This window comes from Arsukibacterium sp. (genome assembly GCF_033722355.1).
GTDB lineage: Bacteria > Pseudomonadota > Gammaproteobacteria > Enterobacterales > Alteromonadaceae > Alishewanella.
On the sequence record NZ_JAWVZF010000051.1, the window covers coordinates 1 to 16,862 of the forward strand.

Annotated in this window: 19 protein-coding genes; 3 read left to right on the forward strand and 16 right to left on the reverse strand. The window is 49.8% G+C overall.

Translation table 11 applies throughout. The annotated features are described in order from the left end of the window. Positions 1-221, reverse strand: a 221-nt coding sequence (locus R3177_RS06835) for a tRNA-binding protein (RefSeq protein ID WP_318970296.1), incomplete at its 3' end; no start/stop codon positions are given. Between the two features lie 77 nt (positions 222-298). On the opposite strand from R3177_RS06835, the gene R3177_RS06840 reads away from it, so the two are divergent. Next, positions 299-1,042: a ferredoxin--NADP reductase gene (locus tag R3177_RS06840; protein ID WP_318970297.1), complete on the forward strand. Its 744-nt coding sequence runs from the start codon at positions 299-301 to the stop codon at positions 1,040-1,042. Between the two features lie 8 nt (positions 1,043-1,050). On the opposite strand, the gene R3177_RS06845 is transcribed toward R3177_RS06840, so the two are convergent. The 3 genes from R3177_RS06845 to R3177_RS06855 are packed head-to-tail and all read right to left on the reverse strand — an operon-like array spanning position 1,051 to position 3,232. Further along, positions 1,051-1,626 carry a GrpB family protein gene (locus R3177_RS06845; protein WP_318970298.1) on the reverse strand — a complete coding sequence of 192 codons (576 nt, stop codon included), beginning with the start codon at positions 1,624-1,626 and terminating at the stop codon, positions 1,051-1,053. 58 nt (positions 1,627-1,684) lie between these two features. Further along, positions 1,685-2,503 carry a complement resistance protein TraT gene (traT, locus tag R3177_RS06850; RefSeq protein ID WP_318970299.1) on the reverse strand — a complete coding sequence of 273 codons (819 nt, stop codon included), beginning with the start codon at positions 2,501-2,503 and terminating at the stop codon, positions 1,685-1,687. Continuing rightward, positions 2,504-3,232 carry a complement resistance protein TraT gene (locus R3177_RS06855; RefSeq protein ID WP_318970300.1) on the reverse strand — a complete coding sequence of 243 codons (729 nt, stop codon included), beginning with the start codon at positions 3,230-3,232 and terminating at the stop codon, positions 2,504-2,506. A 251-nt stretch (positions 3,233-3,483) separates the two neighbouring features. Between R3177_RS06855 and suhB the strand changes: the two genes are divergently transcribed. Then, on the forward strand, positions 3,484-4,287 hold the full coding sequence (suhB, locus tag R3177_RS06860; RefSeq protein ID WP_318970301.1) for an inositol-1-monophosphatase: 804 nt from the start codon (positions 3,484-3,486) through the stop codon (positions 4,285-4,287). Between the two features lie 32 nt (positions 4,288-4,319). Here the strand turns inward: suhB and R3177_RS06865 are convergent, their stop codons facing one another. The 6 genes from R3177_RS06865 to queA form a co-directional block, all read right to left on the reverse strand. Beyond that, a complete protein-coding gene (locus R3177_RS06865; protein ID WP_318970302.1) occupies positions 4,320-4,691 on the reverse strand; it encodes a rhodanese-like domain-containing protein in 372 nt (123 codons plus the stop codon). Between the two features lie 60 nt (positions 4,692-4,751). Next, positions 4,752-5,699, reverse strand: coding sequence for a protein translocase subunit SecF (secF, locus tag R3177_RS06870; RefSeq protein WP_318970303.1), 948 nt, complete (start codon positions 5,697-5,699; stop codon positions 4,752-4,754). Positions 5,700-5,708: 9 nt separating this feature from the next. Then, entirely contained in the window at positions 5,709-7,562 is a 1,854-nt protein-coding gene (gene secD, locus R3177_RS06875; protein WP_318970304.1) for a protein translocase subunit SecD, read from the reverse strand. 28 nt (positions 7,563-7,590) lie between these two features. Continuing rightward, positions 7,591-7,929, reverse strand: coding sequence for a preprotein translocase subunit YajC (yajC, locus tag R3177_RS06880; protein WP_318970305.1), 339 nt, complete (start codon positions 7,927-7,929; stop codon positions 7,591-7,593). 67 nt (positions 7,930-7,996) lie between these two features. Next, positions 7,997-9,160, reverse strand: coding sequence for a tRNA guanosine(34) transglycosylase Tgt (gene tgt, locus R3177_RS06885; protein ID WP_318970306.1), 1,164 nt, complete (start codon positions 9,158-9,160; stop codon positions 7,997-7,999). Positions 9,161-9,222: 62 nt separating this feature from the next. Continuing rightward, positions 9,223-10,248 (reverse strand): tRNA preQ1(34) S-adenosylmethionine ribosyltransferase-isomerase QueA, encoded by a 1,026-nt coding sequence (queA, locus tag R3177_RS06890; RefSeq protein ID WP_318970307.1) that lies wholly within the window; start codon positions 10,246-10,248, stop codon positions 9,223-9,225. A 109-nt stretch (positions 10,249-10,357) separates the two neighbouring features. Here queA and R3177_RS06895 point away from each other — a divergent pair, with 109 nt between their 5' ends. Next, positions 10,358-11,101 (forward strand): transporter substrate-binding domain-containing protein, encoded by a 744-nt coding sequence (locus R3177_RS06895; protein ID WP_318970308.1) that lies wholly within the window; start codon positions 10,358-10,360, stop codon positions 11,099-11,101. Between the two features lie 4 nt (positions 11,102-11,105). Here R3177_RS06895 and R3177_RS06900 read toward each other — a convergent pair whose 3' ends face one another. The 6 genes from R3177_RS06900 to pstA form a co-directional block, all read right to left on the reverse strand. Further along, positions 11,106-12,023, reverse strand: coding sequence for a hydrogen peroxide-inducible genes activator (locus tag R3177_RS06900; protein ID WP_318970309.1), 918 nt, complete (start codon positions 12,021-12,023; stop codon positions 11,106-11,108). Positions 12,024-12,227: 204 nt separating this feature from the next. Then, complete coding sequence (locus R3177_RS06905) at positions 12,228-13,496, reverse strand: inorganic phosphate transporter (protein ID WP_318970310.1); 1,269 nt, start codon at positions 13,494-13,496, stop codon at positions 12,228-12,230. A gap of 17 nt (positions 13,497-13,513) precedes the next feature. Next, a complete protein-coding gene (locus tag R3177_RS06910) occupies positions 13,514-14,191 on the reverse strand; it encodes a TIGR00153 family protein (RefSeq protein WP_318970311.1) in 678 nt (225 codons plus the stop codon). A gap of 155 nt (positions 14,192-14,346) precedes the next feature. Continuing rightward, positions 14,347-15,057 (reverse strand): phosphate signaling complex protein PhoU, encoded by a 711-nt coding sequence (phoU, locus tag R3177_RS06915; protein WP_318970312.1) that lies wholly within the window; start codon positions 15,055-15,057, stop codon positions 14,347-14,349. 44 nt (positions 15,058-15,101) lie between these two features. Further along, entirely contained in the window at positions 15,102-15,869 is a 768-nt protein-coding gene (gene pstB / locus R3177_RS06920; RefSeq protein WP_318970313.1) for a phosphate ABC transporter ATP-binding protein PstB, read from the reverse strand. 28 nt (positions 15,870-15,897) lie between these two features. Next, the coding region (gene pstA / locus R3177_RS06925; RefSeq protein WP_318970314.1) for a phosphate ABC transporter permease PstA at positions 15,898-16,862 on the reverse strand (965 nt) is incomplete at its 5' end.

Sequence of the window (16,862 nt, forward strand, 5' to 3'; positions counted from 1 at the left end):
GGCGGAAAGTTAACTACTGCCATTACCTGCCTGCCCAGTAACTGCTCCTTGCTGTACAAGGTGGTAATTTGAGCACTGGACTTCTTAACACCAATGTCGCTGCCAAAATCCACTTGTAGTTTATAGGCAGGTTTGCGGGCCTCGGGAAAGTCCTCCACAGCAATAACGGTGCCTACCCGAAGTTCCACTTTGCTAAAGTCCTGCCAGTTGATCGTTTCCATACCGTCTCCTGCGCTAAGCTGTTAAGCTGCTATGCTAATATGCTGAACATAAAGCATAACTTAATCCGGAGAACCCTATGGCGCAATGGTTAAATGCAACGGTTTCAGAAACAATCTACTGGACCAGCAGCTTATTCAGTATTAAAGCCAAAACCGGCCCGCTGCCTTTTATCGCCGGCCAGTTTGTCAGGCTGGCTGTCGATGGCCCTGAGGGTCGGATTCAACGCGCTTACTCCCTGGTCAACCCACCCGACAGCGACTATCAGGAGTTTTTAATCAGCACAGTGGCTGAAGGCCTGTTATCCCCTTTGCTGCAGCAACTCACCCCTGGCGATACTATTGGTATCAGCCAGCCGGCCAGTGGTTTTTTTATTCTGGATGAAGTGCCTGACGGCGATAACTTATGGCTGATCGCTACCGGAACCGGTATAGGACCCTATTTGTCGATGCTGGCAACCGCAGAGCCTTACCGGCGTTTTAAACATATTATCCTGGTGCATAGTGTTCGCAATGCTGCCGATCTGGCGTATAAAGAATTAATTGAAAGTTTCGTTGCCAGACACCCTGCGCAGTTGCATTACCAGCCCGTCGTCACCCGTGAGCAGCTGCCGGGGGCATTACATGACCGGATCCCGAATTTAATCGCCTCACATCAGTTGCAGCAACAATGCGGCCAGCTCCTTAATTCCAACTCGCAGGTCATGTTATGTGGTAACCCGCAGATGATCACGGACACCAGAGCCTTGCTTATTGATATGGGATTGACAAAAAATCTGCGCCGCACACCAGGCAATATTACAGTGGAGCAGTACTGGAACTAGCCACCCTGCTAGCTATCAGCCAGCTGAAGCATTATTGGCCGGATAAAAGCCGCTTTGGCTTTGTTGTAAGCTTTGCGGTCATTAGCAAATTCTCTTGCCGCCGCGCGTTTCAGTTGTGCATAGTCTGCTGCCACCGCCGGGTGCGCCCGCAGGTAATCCCTGAATCGCAGTTTTTGCCAGTCAACTGAGTCTGGCAATAACATATGCAAGTGATGGGTACGCTGGCCACTGCTATCGCGCTTGATAAACCAGGCATAAGCGACATCGGTATCACCGGGCGCTGTCGGACGCCAGAATAACTGATAACCCAGCGGCGCCAGCTTAGCAGCCAGAGTATCACGCACCCAGCTGAGACTTTGAACCTCAATTAACATATCAACAATGGGTTTGGCTGGCATACCGGGAATCGCGGTACTACCAAAATGTTCAATCCGGCCTGCAGCAGAGCCCAGTAATCGTTGTAAGTGCTGCTTTTCCTGCAAAAAAGCTGTGGCCCAGTTCTTCGACCACTCTGCCAGCTTAACCGGTTCTGTCACCGCGTGTTGTACTTTATCCGCGCCATGCTGGCTGGTGTCAGATGCCATAAGCAGCAATGCTCCGCTAACAGGTGAGCCTTAAGTGTGAGTCTTTCTTTTTCAGCCGTTAGAAAATACCGGCTAACGAACGCAGTAAGCCCTGATGCAGCGGCTGCTCGGCATCCTGCCAGCTAAGATTAGCTTTATTGGCAAAACTGACCACTTTTACCTGATACTTGCGCCGGTCGGTTGCCAGTTCCCACAACAATTCGGTATTTCCGCTGTTTCCTTGATATAACTGCTGGCGGCTACTTTCCTGCACTTTGCCAATACTGTCGGGCGCAATCCGCTCGGCCAGCTGAATATCGGTCAGCATAGTATAATATTTATCCTTTACCAGCTGATTGCCCACATATTCTGCACCCGCCCAGGCGGCCAGCACCACCAGTGCCCTGGCGATGTCTTTGCCATCTATATCAGTGCTGTAAGTCGCATCAGCATAGACGGCAACATTCCTGGCCCGGCGCTCTGCTATTAGTGTCTCTGATGGCGGCTCTTCATAAGGTATACCCGGGTACAACAGCTGATGAATTTGTTCCGGGCTCATATTATATTCACCACCGGCCAGTACCACCTCTGGCCGCTCTTTTAATACAGTGCGGACATTTACCTGCAGCCAATACTGCGCCTGCTGGGGTGAATCAACTAACTGGTAGCCACGGCTCAGTAGCAAATTCCGCACATCGTCTGCCAGCGGCAACTGGTATTCGGCCGCGGTCTGGCGGATGTCCAGAAAAATGGTTCTAAGCTCAGGCTCTACCGGATCCAGATAGATGGTTTCGCTCATCCGCGTTTGCACATCCAGTTTGCCTTTTGCCACCGAGGTATGCAGTGCCATACAACCCGTCAGCGGCAATAGCAGCAGCACGCACATTAACCAGCGCATTTAAAACAGGCCGGCCAGCGAGCGGGCAACACCATCGGTCAGCTGGGGTGCTGCTTCAGGCCATTTCAGGTTAGCCTGATTGGCGTAACTCATTACCCGGCTCTGATATTTGCGCATATCGGTCTGACGCTGATAGCTTGAGGTAGTGCTACCACTATCGCCTTGTAACAACTGATGCTCAGAGCGTTCGCTGACTGTGCCGCCAAAGCGCTCCATAATCTGAATATCAGTGATCGCTGTATAGTAAACATCTTCAACCAGGGCATCGACAATGGTACCGGCGGCAGCCCCCGCCACAGCTGCGCCCAAACCTGCTGCACCGGAGCCACCGGTTGCCCGGTGAATGGCATAACCGGTAACGGCACCACCGGCCATACCATGGCCCGCAGCGAAGGCGCGGTTGGCATCGCGGCCATTAGTGCGCCCGACTTGCAGCACATTAGCCTGCAGCCAGTAATGTGCCTGGCCCGGACTATCAATAACCTGATAGCCTTTGGCTCGCAGGTTAGCGACCACCTGCGGTTTAATATCAAATTCGGGTTTATCAGAAGTATTACGTACATCCACAAAGATAGTGCGCTGAGCAGGCTCTACCGGGTCGAGAAAAATGCTCGATGACATCTTGGTCTGCACATCCAGATTACGTTTAGCCACTGAAGTGTGCAAAGCACCGCAGCCAGCCAGGCTTATCATCAGCGCGCCTGCCAGGGTCAGTCTCAGAATACTCATATCAACCTCACTATATTAGTGCTTATCTAAAACGCTATTGTGCGCAACAAAGCTGAATATTATCTGAATAGTTAGCAAATCGTTAACGCTTAATAGTTAAACTATGTAACCGGGTATTGCCTTATGCGGTAGCACTATTTTCCTGCCAATGATCTTTACTTTTAGCCTGCAGTCGCTACAATACGCGCCGCTCTTTTGTTTGTTCTTTATACAGCTCTTTTTAACGCTCTTTATAAAATAAGGTAATCGCTATGCATCCGATGTTAAACATCGCTATCCGTGCTGCCCGTAGTGCAGGCAATATTATTGCCCGTGCATGTGGCCAGTTAGATATGGTTCAAAAGCTGCAAAAAGGCAGCAACGACTTTGTCACTAATGTCGATAAAGAAGCTGAGCAGGCTATTGTGGCAATTTTGAAAAAATCTTTCCCGACTCACGGTATTGTTGGTGAGGAGCATGGCGATTACGGCAACGCTGACAGCGAATTTCAGTGGATTATTGACCCACTGGATGGCACCACCAATTTTATTAAAGGCATCCCGCACTTCGCGGTTTCTATCGCCTTAAAACACCAGGGTAAACTGGACCAGGCAGTGATCTTTGATCCATTGCGCGGTGAGTTGTTCACCGCCTCCCGTGGTCGTGGTGCCCAACTTAACGGCACCCGTATCCGGGTGACAGCGCTGCCAGATATGACGGGTGCTATTCTAGCCACCGGCTTCCCGTTTAAAGCAAAACATCATTTAGACAGCTACAGCAAAATCTTTAACAGCTTTTTTGCTGATTGCGCTGATATGCGCCGTACCGGCTCTGCCGCCCTTGATTTAGCCTATGTTGCCGCTGGCCGGTTCGATGGCTTTTTTGAAATTGGCTTAAAACCCTGGGATATTGCTGCCGGTGAACTGATTGTTCGTGAAGCCGGTGGTATGGTGTGTGACTTTACCGGCGGCTCGAACCAGATGAAAAGCGGCAACATTGTCGCTGCCAGCCCAAAAGTACTGCAAGCCATGGTTAAAGGCATGCGGCCGCACCTGTCAGAAACCCTGGCAAAATAAATCGCTTGCCACTACCGGCTTAGTGCGAAAGCCTAGGCCGGAATTTCTACTGTCAGCCCCTGTACTGTCCACTCCCGATATCCCCCAGCCAGGCTAAGTACCTGCTGATACCCCATCTGCTGCAAGGTCAGTGCCGCCAGAGCTGAACGGTAGCCACCACCACAGTACAAAATTATTTTCTGTTTTTTATCTGGTACCGTCTGCTCAATATCCCGTTCAATAATACCCTTACCTAAATGCATCGCTTCGGGTAAATGACCTTTCGCCCACTCATGATCTTCCCGAACATCCAGTAGCACATAGGGTTGGTTATGTTGCAGCAATTCATCAATAGTGATCTCACTGATTTCAGCCTTAGCCCGGTTAACCAGAGCAACAAAGCCGGGTGCATGTTGCGCAGCCATATCAAACCTCAAAAAAAATGCCAGTCTCAGACTGGCATTTGTAGCATATAAATCACTGTTTTACAGCAAAGGCTCGGTGCCTTCGCCTTCTTTTTCCGGCGGCGGGGGTGGCAACATATCCTCACGGCTGATACCCAGCTGCACGGCAAGCGCGCTGGCCACGAATACCGAAGAGTAAGTGCCAATACCAATACCAAACAACAAGGCAAATGCAAAGTTGTGAATCAGCGCACCGCCCATCGTAAATAACACAATAAGCACAATAATGGTGGTTAATGACGTGACAACAGTCCGGTTCAGCGTTGAGGTCACCGCCTCGTTAATGGTTTCATGCACCGTTGCATCACGAAGCTTACGAAAGCTTTCTCTAATCCGGTCAAAAACCACTATCGTATCGTTAATTGAATAACCAATTAATGCCAGAATAGCCGCCAACACCGTTAAATCAAACTCGAGCTGTAAAAATGAGAAGATACCGAGAGTAATAATGACGTCATGGGCCAGTGACAGTACTGCACCTACCGATAAGCGCCATTCAAACCGCATGGTAACATACAGCAGAATACCAATAAGGGCTGCCAGCATGGCTAAGCCACCCTGCTCTTTTAACTCATCACCAACACTCGGCCCGACAAACTCCACCCGGCGCATTTCAATCGGTTCGCTGGATGTCGCACTTAGTGCCCGCAGCACCTCATTAGATATCGTTGATTGCTCTACACCCTCACGTGGTGAAAGCCGGATAGCGACATCTTCGCTTGAACCAAAATACTGCACCACGGCATCAGCGTAGCCGTTTTCGGCCAGTACTTTGCGGACCTGCGACAAATCGGCACCACCGCTGTAACCTACTTCAATCACGGTACCGCCGGTAAAGTCCAGCCCCCAGTTCATACCTTTGATGGTAATGCTAGCCAGGGACGCGATGACCAGTAACGCTGACAGGATCAGCGCCGGCATTTTAAACCGCATAAAATTAAGCGGTTCAGTAAAGCTGAATATTCTCACCCCGCCTCCTTACATTGGTAGTGACTGCACACGACGGCCACCCCAGATTAAATTAACCAGCAGGCGGGTTCCGACCACTGATGTGAAAATTGAAGTCAGAATACCGATAGCCAGGGTAATCGCAAAACCTTTTACCGGCCCGGTGCCAATACCAAACAGGATCAGGGCGACCAGTAAAGTGGTGATATTCGAGTCAGCGATGGTGGCAAAAGCACGATCGTAGCCGTGATGAATAGCCTGCTGCACACTGCGTCCCTCTGCCAGCTCCTCCCGGATCCGCTCAAATATCAGCACGTTAGCATCAACAGCCATACCCACCGTTAACACAATACCCGCCATACCCGGCAGTGTCAGGGTTGCGCCCGGGATCATCGACATAAAGCCGGTGATCAAAATAAGGTTGGCAACTAACGCAATATTGGCGATTAAACCAAAGGCTTTGTAATACAGCACCATAAAAATCAATACGACAACCATGCCCCACATAATGGCGGTCATACCCAAATCAATGTTTTCCTTACCCAGGCTCGGGCCTATGGTCCGTTCTTCAATAATCTGAGTGGGTGCAATCAGTGCCCCTGCGCGTAGCAGCAAAGCCAGATTCTGGGCTTCGGCCGGGTTATCAATACCGGTGATCCGGAAACTCCGGCCCAGCCGCGCTTGTATCGTGGCGGCATTAATCACTTCTTCATGCTTAACCAGAACCGGGGTGCCATCTTCATTGCGCTCTTCGCCGGGCTTGTATTCAATAAATACCGTTGCCATTTGCCGGCCAATCGTGGTGCGGGTAGCATTTGATAACAAATTGCCGCCCTGTGCATCCAGGGAAATACTGACTTGTGGCCGCGAATATTCGTCATAGCCTGAGGTCGCGCCGGTAATATGATCGCCGGTTAGCATGGTGCGGTTTTCCAGCAGATACGGCATACCGTTACGATCGCGGTATAAGCTCGCACCTGCCGGCAGACGACCATCTAACGCTGCGCCTAAATCAGAGTCATTATCGACCAGCCTGAATTCCAGTGTGGCAGTTGCCCCCAAAATTTCTTTGGCTTGCGCCGGGTCCTGAACACCCGGTAACTGAACAATAATTCTGTCTGCGCCCTGGCGTTGTACCAAAGGCTCAGCGACGCCAATTTCATTTACCCGGTTACGGATAATGGTAATATTCTGCTCCAGCGCATATTCCCGAATTTCTTTTATCCGGTTTTCGCTTAAGCTGACCACCAGACTATGCTCGCTATCACCGTCACTGAATAACAGCTCCTGATCGTTTTTAGCAAGCGCAGACCGCGCTGCGGCCACATCTTCGGCGCTGCGCAGTAAAATCTGAACCTGGCCCCGCTCTAAATCAGCCTGTACGGCCCGGTATCGCACCCGCTCTTCGCGTAAGTCGGCCCGGAATGCCTGTACCAGATCATTCAGATTTTTGTCGATAGCCGCTTTCATATCAACAGCCATCAGAAAGTGGACACCACCGCGTAAGTCCAGGCCCAGTTTCATCGGGCTGGCGCCAATAGCGCGCAGCCAGGCCGGGGTGGTCGGTACCATATTCAGGGCAGTAATGTAGCTACTGCCTAACTGCCGCTCGGCCACTTCACGCGCCCGCAACTGATCTTCCGCACTACTGAAGCGAGCCAGAACCTGGCCTTCTGTCAGGGTGACCGACTTCGCTGTGATATTGGCGGCAACAAACGCCTGCTCAAGTTCAGCGCGGGTGGTTTCACTGACCACCCCGCCACGGCTGGCATTAATATTTAATGCCGGATCTTCTGGGTACACATTGGGGAGTGCATACAGGAATGCTGCCAACAGCATGCCCAACACCACCAAATACCGCCAGAGAGGATTTTTGTTTAACACAAGCTGATCCTTTTATTCGCGTAGCCGCTTACAGCGACTTTAACGTACCTTTTGGTAATACGGCACTGATCGCTGATTTCTGCACGGTGACTTCAGTGCTGTCATTCAACGCTACGGTAATAAAATCTTTATCGTCCGCAATTTTACTGATCCGGCCAACAATGCCGCCCTGAGTTAATACTTCATCACCTTTGCCCAGCGCCGCCATTAAATTACGGTGCTCTTTTACCCGCTTGGCTTGTGGCCGGTAAATTAAGAAATAGAAAATCAGACCAAAGGCCAGCAGCATAATAATCAAATCCCAGCCACCACCCTGTGGTGCTGCTGCAGCGCTGTCGGCATAGGCATTACTGATAAATAGACTCATGGTTATCCCCTTAAAATTAATATAATAGTGACGATTTAATTTATAACTTTGTTCGTGCTTATCGTTGTTAAATAGTGCTTGCTGATGCTGCAGAATTAACTGCACTGCTGGCAACCTGCTCCAGCGGCGGCACGGCCATATCACGTTTAGCATAAAACTCGCTGACAAACTGCTCCAAATTACCAGCGGCTATGGCGTCACGCAATCCCTGCATCAGTTTTTGGTAATGGTGCAAATTATGAATAGTGTTAAGCCGCGCACCAAGTATTTCATTACAGCGATCCAGATGATGTAAATATGACCTGGAATAATTTTTACAAGTGTAGCAATCGCATTCCGCATCCAGAGATGAGATATCATCCTTGTGTTTGGCATTGCGGATTTTAACCACACCGGTACTGATAAACAGATGGCCATTGCGGGCATTACGGGTAGGCATGACACAATCAAACATATCAATACCCCGGCGCACCGCCTCAACAATATCTTCCGGTTTGCCAACCCCCATTAAATAGCGGGGCTTGTGGCTCGGCATCTGGCCGGTAGTATGATTAAGGATATTAATCATATCTTCTTTCGGTTCACCCACCGATAAACCACCAATGGCGTAACCATCAAAACCGATTTCTTCCAGCCCTTGCAAGGAAATATCGCGTAAATTCGGGTACATGCCGCCCTGAATAATACCGAATAACGCCGCCGGATTATCACCATGTGCTGCTTTAGAGCGCTTAGCCCAGCGTAGCGACATCTCCATCGATTTTTTTGCCTGCTGCTCCGTCGCCGGATAAGGCGTGCACTCATCGAAAATCATCACGATATCTGAGCCCAAATCGCGCTGCACTTCCATTGAGCGTTCAGGCGTCAGCATAATGCGCTCACCGTTCAGTGGCGAACGGAACTTAACACCCTCTTCAGTAATTTTCCGAAGCTCACCCAGGCTGAATACCTGAAAGCCGCCGGAATCAGTCAGAATAGGCTTGTGCCAGTGCATAAAGTCGTGCAGGTCACCGTGCTTTTTGATGATTCCGGTACCGGGACGCAGCATTAAATGAAAGGTATTACCAAGACAAATCTGCGCGCCGGTGGCCTCCAGCTCTTCCGGGGTCATGCCTTTAACTGTGCCGTAAGTGCCTACCGGCATAAAGGCAGGGGTTTCAACAGTGCCGCGCTCGAAAATCAGCCGGCCACGGCGGGCCCTGCCATCGGTGGTATCTAATTCAAATCTCATTACTATCCTCGTATGCCAGAAAGACAGTCTGGCTTTTTCGCGTCGCGATTATAACAGCAAAGCTAGCTGATAAACATCGCATCGCCATAGGAGTAAAACCGGTATTGCTCTGTTATCGCCGTATCATAAGCATTTAGCACATGTTCGCGACTGCTGAAAGCCGATACCAGCATAATCAATGTTGATTCCGGCAAATGGAAATTGGTAATTAAGGCGTCTATGACCTTAAATTCATAACCGGGATAAATAAAAATCTGGGTATCGCCCTGGTAGCTAATCAGCTGACCTCCGCCCTGCTGAGCAGCTGATTCCAGTGAGCGCACCGAGGTGGTACCAACTGCCACCACTTTATTGCCGCGGGCTTTACACCGGGCAATCGCGTCGACCACCTGTTGTGGCACCTCGATGTATTCAGCGTGCATCTTATGTTCCAGCACATTATCAACCCGAACCGGCTGAAAGGTGCCAGCACCAACATGCAGGGTGATGTAAGCGAACTCCACCCCTTTAGCTTGCAATTTATCCAGTAACGGCTGGTCAAAATGCAGCCCTGCGGTCGGCGCCGCAACGGCACCGGGTTTTTCGTTGTAAACGGTCTGATAGCGCGCTTTATCTTCGTCGGTATCAGGCCGGTCGATATAAGGAGGCAGCGGCATATGGCCCAGACGCTCCAGCATCAGCAGTATCGGCTCGTCTGTCAGCGCTTCCAGTTCAAATAACTCGTCATGGCGCTGATTCATCCGCACTTCAGCTGAGTTTTCCAGCAACAACACCGTGCCGGGCTTCGGCGCTTTACTGGCGCGGATATGCGCTAAAAAACGCTTATCATCCAGTAAGCGCTCCACCAAAACCTCAACTTTTCCGCCAGACGCTTTCTGGCCAAACAGCCGGGCCGGTATCACTTTGGTGTTGTTAAACACCAGTAAATCGCCGGGTGCTAGAAAATCGGTTAATTCTTTAAAAATATGGTGACTTAATTTACCGCTTTGCCTGTCCATCGCCAGCAGGCGACTGCTCGAGCGTTCGGCTTTTGGGAAACGGGCAATAAGTTGCTCAGGCAACTCAAATGAGAAGTCTTTAACTTGCATAGTACAGATTCCTTGGCTTTACCGACCAGAGGCACGGCTGAAAAAACTGCGCGCATTCTACCAAATAATTACTACACTTAAAGCTCAAATATCCTCTGGTTAGTTTGCTATGTTTGTATCCTTACTTTTGCCGTTACTATTAGTCTGCCAGCCAACCATCAAGACGGCGCCAGAAATTAGCATACTGGCCGACGCTATTGAGCTGAGTACTGAACAGTGGCAAGGGTTTACTCAGCCCGATCATACCGGCGCCTATTTTGATCTGGTCAGGTTAATTTATAAGCCCTACCAGCCCCGTCTGCTGATTACATTTACCAACTATAACCGGGCTTTGACGATGGTACGTCAGAAAAAATCTGATATGACACTGGCAATATCAGCCGCAAATAATTCAGGTATATTACTGTCAGACCAACCCATTGATCAGGATAAGATTATGGCAATTTATAATCCACAGTATCATCAGCTGAACAAGCTTGACGATCTGAAACCTTTGCGCCTGGCGTGGAATCTTGCTTATGATTTTGACACCATACTTGGATTGGAAAATACCGGCTATGAAGTCCAGTCTATTGAACAGGGTATTGAGCTGACGCTGAAGCAGCGGGTTGATGTCTATCTGGCTGAACAAAGTCAAGTCGTTTACTATTTAGCGAAGCAACAGCAATCACTGACCCCGTTAAACGCGAAACTGATTGCGACTGACGATATTTATGCCGGTTTTGCTGATACCGAAACTGGCAGGCAACTGAAATGTATCTGGGACAGCCGCTTTCAATCCTTGTTAAACAGCGGCGAGCTGCAGCATTTCTATCAGCAATATGATGATTTCTATCTGAAATCAAAGCAATAGAGCTTTAGTTTCCCATATGACATTTTTGCAGTAATACTTCGCTAATCAGACTGGTCATTAAGCGATAGCTGCGCTCTTTATTTGAGGTAGGCCGCCAGGCTACCCCGATATCGCGATAAGCATTACCACTGCTTGGTTGCTGGGTTATCAGTTCGGTACTTTCCAGTAAGCCGGTGTTAATGGCCATTTGCGGAATAAAAGTGACACCCAGTTTATTATTGACCATCTGAATTAACGTATGCAGACTGGTGGCAAAGAACGGATTGACCTTACGACTGTCCTCCAGCTCACAGGCTTTGACGGCATGACCGGTCAGGCAGTGCTCCCGCTCGAGTAAAAAGATGCTTTCGTCCGGCCACTGGCTGATGTCCTGATTAAAGCCCCGCCCCAGCCAGTCTTTGTGCAGCACCAGCTTAAAACCGTCCTGTGCCAGCACTTCAGTATGAAACGCCCCGGTTTCATAAGGCAAGGCGAGCAACACCATATCCAGCCGGCCCTCGGCCAGGGCATGCAGAGAGTTATCGGTGGTATCCTCGCGTAGCAGCAGTTGTAAATCAGGATAACGTTCGCGGCATAAGCTCATGACCTCGCTCAGCACAAATGGGGCTATGGTCGGAATACAACCCAGGCGGAATGGACCGGCCATCGGCTTCCCCTGCGATTTAGCATATTCCGTTAATTCTTCGCATTGCTCAATAATATGCCGGGCCTGACGCACCACGTCTTCACCAAGCGAAGTGAAAATAAAGGTTTTATGATCCCGCTCCAGCAACTGGGTTTGCATGGTCTCTTCCAGATTGGCAATCGCAGCGCTGAGCGTAGACTGGCCAACAAAACAGGCTTCAGCCGCGCGCCCGAAATGCTGGTGCTCATGCAACGCCAGTAAATACTGAAGTTGTTTAACGCTGGGCAGTCTTTTCATTGCAAATTCCGCTTAAAAAACAATTTTGGTACATTTATACCAATGAATATAACGGATCGCTGCCGCCTGGTCGAGTACCCGGTACAAATCCGCTGCGCTATGCCCTGACGGACCAGCAAGGCCACTGACCAATGTATTGAGGCACAGAAATCACAGAAAAAAGGGGCTGAAATTCAGCCCCTTATTATTTGATCTATGCCTTTATTACAACGTAAACAAGAACTGCAGAATATAGAAGAAAATTATGGCCAGGCCGGCACCAACCGGCAGGGTGATTACCCAGGAGATAAAGATATTCCGTACCACGCCTAAGTTCAGCGCGGCAATACCACGGGCTAAACCCACACCTAATACTGCACCCACCAGAGTCTGGGTCGTGGAAATTGGTAAACCGGCACCCGAAGCGATAACCACGGTCGACGCTGCAGATAATTCAGCAGCGAACCCCCGGCTCGGCGTTAAATGAGTGATAGCAGTACCGACTGTTTTAATCACCCGGGCTCCCAGCGTTGCCAGACCAATCACAATACCGATACCGCCAAGGGGTAGGATCCACCAGGCCAGCGCAGCTTTACTGGCAATCTCACCACCGGAGCTGACCACACTAACCACGGCTGCTAACGGCCCAATCGCATTGGCCACATCATTTGAACCATGGGCGAACGCCATACAGCAGGCGGTGGTGATCATTAGTACGCTGAAAATACGTTCAACATTATTAAACTGCATTTTTTTATCGGCAGCGGGGTCAATCTTTATTCTGCTGATAGCGATTTTACCTATAATACCAACAATCGCACCAAGCACCATCGCCAGCAGGTAGCCATTGGCAGTACTGATATCCAGCCCAATGTGCTTTAAGCCCTTTTGCACCGTTACCAGTGCCATCACAAAGGCGGCGAACGCCATATAAAACGGCACATACTTCTTGGCATTAACAATAGGCTGATCGGTATCGAAGATAAGCTTCTGGGCACTCATAAAAAACATATAAGCCAGAATACCGGCCAGCACGGGTGTCACCACCCAGCTACCGACAATACCGCCGACTTTATCCCAGTGCACCGCGTCAAAACCGACGCCAACGGCAGCAAAACCAATAATTGCCCCTACAATTGAGTGGGTGGTCGATACCGGCCAGCCAAAATAAGAAGCCACAATCAGCCAGGATGCGGCTGCCAGCAGTGCCGCAATCATGCCATAAACCATCAGCTCCGGCGTATCGACAAAAAACGCGGCATCGGTAATGCCGCCGCGGATGGTTGACGTTACCGAGCCACCTGCCAGATAAGCGCCGGCAAATTCAAAAATGGCAGCAATGAAAATTGCCTGTTTTATAGTCAACGCCTTAGAGCCAACCGAGGTCCCCATAGCATTAGCCACATCATTTGCCCCGACGCCATAAGCCATCAGGAAGCCAAAAACGGCGGCCAAAATAATCAGAATGAGGCCGTATGATTGAATAATATCCATCAGTAATACCTTTAAAATTAACGGGCGAGCATGATTTCTAAGCGAGAGCCCACTTTCTGGGCAATATCGGCCAAATCGCCAATCCACTCGATAGTCCGGTATAAAAACATGACATCTACCGGATTCAGCTGGGCTTCAGCCCCACGCACGGCTTTACGCAGCTTAATCTGCATTTCATCGGTGTCGTGTTCAATACTGTCCAGCTTTTCAACCATCTTTATGACCAGGTCAACTTCGCGTCCCCTAAAGCCGGTTTCCAGCAATTCGTCCAGCTCGTTAATAGCTTCAGAAGCCATCGCTGTGGCGTCAATACACCGCTGTATATAGGCGTGAAAGTCGGTTTGAATCGCGGCAGGGATCTCTAACTCGCGACCCAACACCCGACCAGATATATCTTTGGTTTTATTAGCGATTTTATCTTGCTGTGCCACCAGCTCGAGAATATCTGTCCGGTCTACCGGTAAAAATAAACCGCGGGGTAAATTAATCCGGATTTCCCGCTTCATTTTGTCGGCATCTTTTTCCAGGGTGACGATATCTTTTCGTACCTCAGCCGCTTTAGGCCAGTCTTTCTGATACACGGCAGCAAAAAACGGCAATAATAACTCACTGGCTTCGTGCACTTTTTGAATATGTTCTTCTATCGGTTTTATCGGTGACTTAGCAAACACGGATAAAAAAGTATTACCTGGCATAGTGTGGCCTCATAATATTCAGGTTGAATAAGGTCGGCGCGCATTGTAGCTGCAATCAAACCGCAATAAAAATGAAATATTAGCAGATAAAAAGTCAAACGCCTCTGCCAGCAGTCTGGCAGAGGCGTTTTAAAAAAACGAGCGTGGCTTAAAAATCAGCTGCGGGCTTCTTTCTCCAGCGTTTCCTCAGAACTATGCCGGACAACCTTACCCTTCACAAAAAAGATAATGTATTCAGAGAGGTTTTTGCACCTGTCACCAATTCGTTCCAGCGAACGCGCCGACCACAGCACATTCATGATCTTCGGAATAGACCGCGGGTCTTCAATCATATAAGTCATTAACTGACGAGTGATAGATTCATATTCCCGGTCTACTTTTTTATCTTCTTTATGCACGGTCAGCGCGGCTTCCACGTCCATCCTGGCAAAGGCGTCCAGCACGTCGTGCAGCATCTGACCAACATGCCGGCCCAGATTATCCAGATTAACCAGTAAATCCTGCTGAGCACTGTTAAAAGACTCCAGCGCGACTTTAGCTATCCGGCGGGTTTCATCACCAATCCGCTCCAGATCAGCAATCGTTTTTAAAATCGCCATAATTAACCGTAAATCGCTGGCAGCCGGTTGGCGCTTGGCAATAATCCGGGTACATTCCTGATCAATCTGTAGTTCCCAGTCATTCACTTTTAAATCATTGGCGATGACCTGCTGGGCCAGCTCGCTGTCACTGTTGGCAATAGCCGCCAAGGCATCAAACAGCTGTCGTTCGATTAAACCACCCATAGCCATAACATGATTGCGAACCTGCTCTATCTCTTCGTTAAACTGACTGGAGATATGCTTTGATAAATTTAACTTGTCCATTGAATGACCCTTGCTGCTGTTAAATGTCTCGTCTGCTGATGCTGCTAGCCAAAACGACCGGTAATATAATCTTCGGTAGCGCGTTGGCTCGGATCAGTAAACATCTTATTGGTTTCATCAAACTCAACCAGTTGCCCCATATTTAAAAAAGCGGTGTAATCCGACACCCGGGCAGCTTGTTGCATGTTGTGCGTTACTATTACCAGAGTATAGTGCTGTTTCAGGTCGTACATCAGCTCTTCTATTTTCAGCGTTGAAATCGGGTCTAACGCTGAAGCTGGCTCGTCCAGCAGTAACACTTCCGGCTCAATCGCTATGGCTCTGGCGATAACCAACCGCTGCTGCTGCCCCCCCGACAGGTTAACCGCACTGTCATGTAAGCGGTCACGGACTTCTTCCCACAATGCGGCTTTACGCAGGGCTGATTCAACCAACTCATCCAGCTGGCGGGACTGGTTTAAGCCCTGCAGGCGCAGGCCAAAAGCAACGTTTTCATACACGCTGTGCGGAAACGGATTTGGCTTTTGAAATACAATACCCACTCTGCGCCTGAGCTCAGCCACTTCAACATTAGCATGATAAATATTCTGGCCATCCAGTAGCACCTTGCCGGTTGTTTCGGTCTCCTCCAGTAATTCATTCATCCGGTTAAAACTGCGTAATAAACTGGATTTACCGCAGCCAGAGGGGCCGATAAAAGCGGTAATTTTGTGCTTTGGAATGCGCAGATTGATATGCTGCAATACCGTTTTATCAGCAAATTTGAGCGATAAATCCTGCACTTCCAGTTTTGCAACAACCTCTGCCATCATATGCTACCTTGTTATTGTTACAGTTTTATTACTCTGAAGCGGGCCGGTTGCGATAGCGAAACGCTAAGCGCTTACGCAGCCGGTATGCCAGTAAATTTAAAATAAATATTAACGTTATTAGCACCAGCGCCGAGGCAAATACCAGGGGTTCTGCGCGCTGTGCATCCGGACTTTGCAGACCGGCATCATATATATGCATACCCAGACTGGTAATTTTCTGTTGTAACTGCAGATACGGAAATTCACTGCTCAGCGGCAAGGCAGGCGCCGATTTGACAACACCGACAAAAACTAGAGGCGCTACCTCCCCTGCTGCGCGGGCTATTGCCAGCATTAATGCTGTGACCATCGCCGGTGACGCCTGGGGTAACACGATTTTCCAGATCACTTCTGCCTTGGTGGCCCCCAGTGCAAAACAGCCTAACCGCAGGTTTTTTGGAATGCCCGCCAGGCCCTGTTCTGTCGCAACGATGACCACTGGCAGCGTCAATAGCGCCAGCGTCAGTGAGACCCAGAGCAAGCCGGGCGTACCGAAAGTGGGCGTCGGCAAACTGGCAGGGTAGAAAAGCGCGTCAATACTGCCACCCAGAAAATAAACAAAGAAACCCAGGCCGAACACACCAAAAATAATAGAGGGCACCCCGGCAAGGTTATGCACCGCCACCCGGACAAGCCTCAGTAACGGGCCTTCTTTGGCATATTCATGCAGGTAAACGGCAGCCAGCACCCCCAGCGGCGTAACCAGTACCGACATCAGCAGCACCATTAATACTGTGCCCAGTATGGCGGGAAAAATACCGCCCTCACTGGACGAGCCACTGAGAAACTGCCACCAGTTTGCCAGATAGTGCAGCAATTTATCGCCGACATGGCCGGGCAACTCCGCCGGCCAGAACACGCCGATACTCTGGACCATAATAAATATCAGCAGACTGGCGACCAGTAACAGACTGAGTGCTGCAGCACCAGCGTTCAGCCAGATCCAGGGCTCAC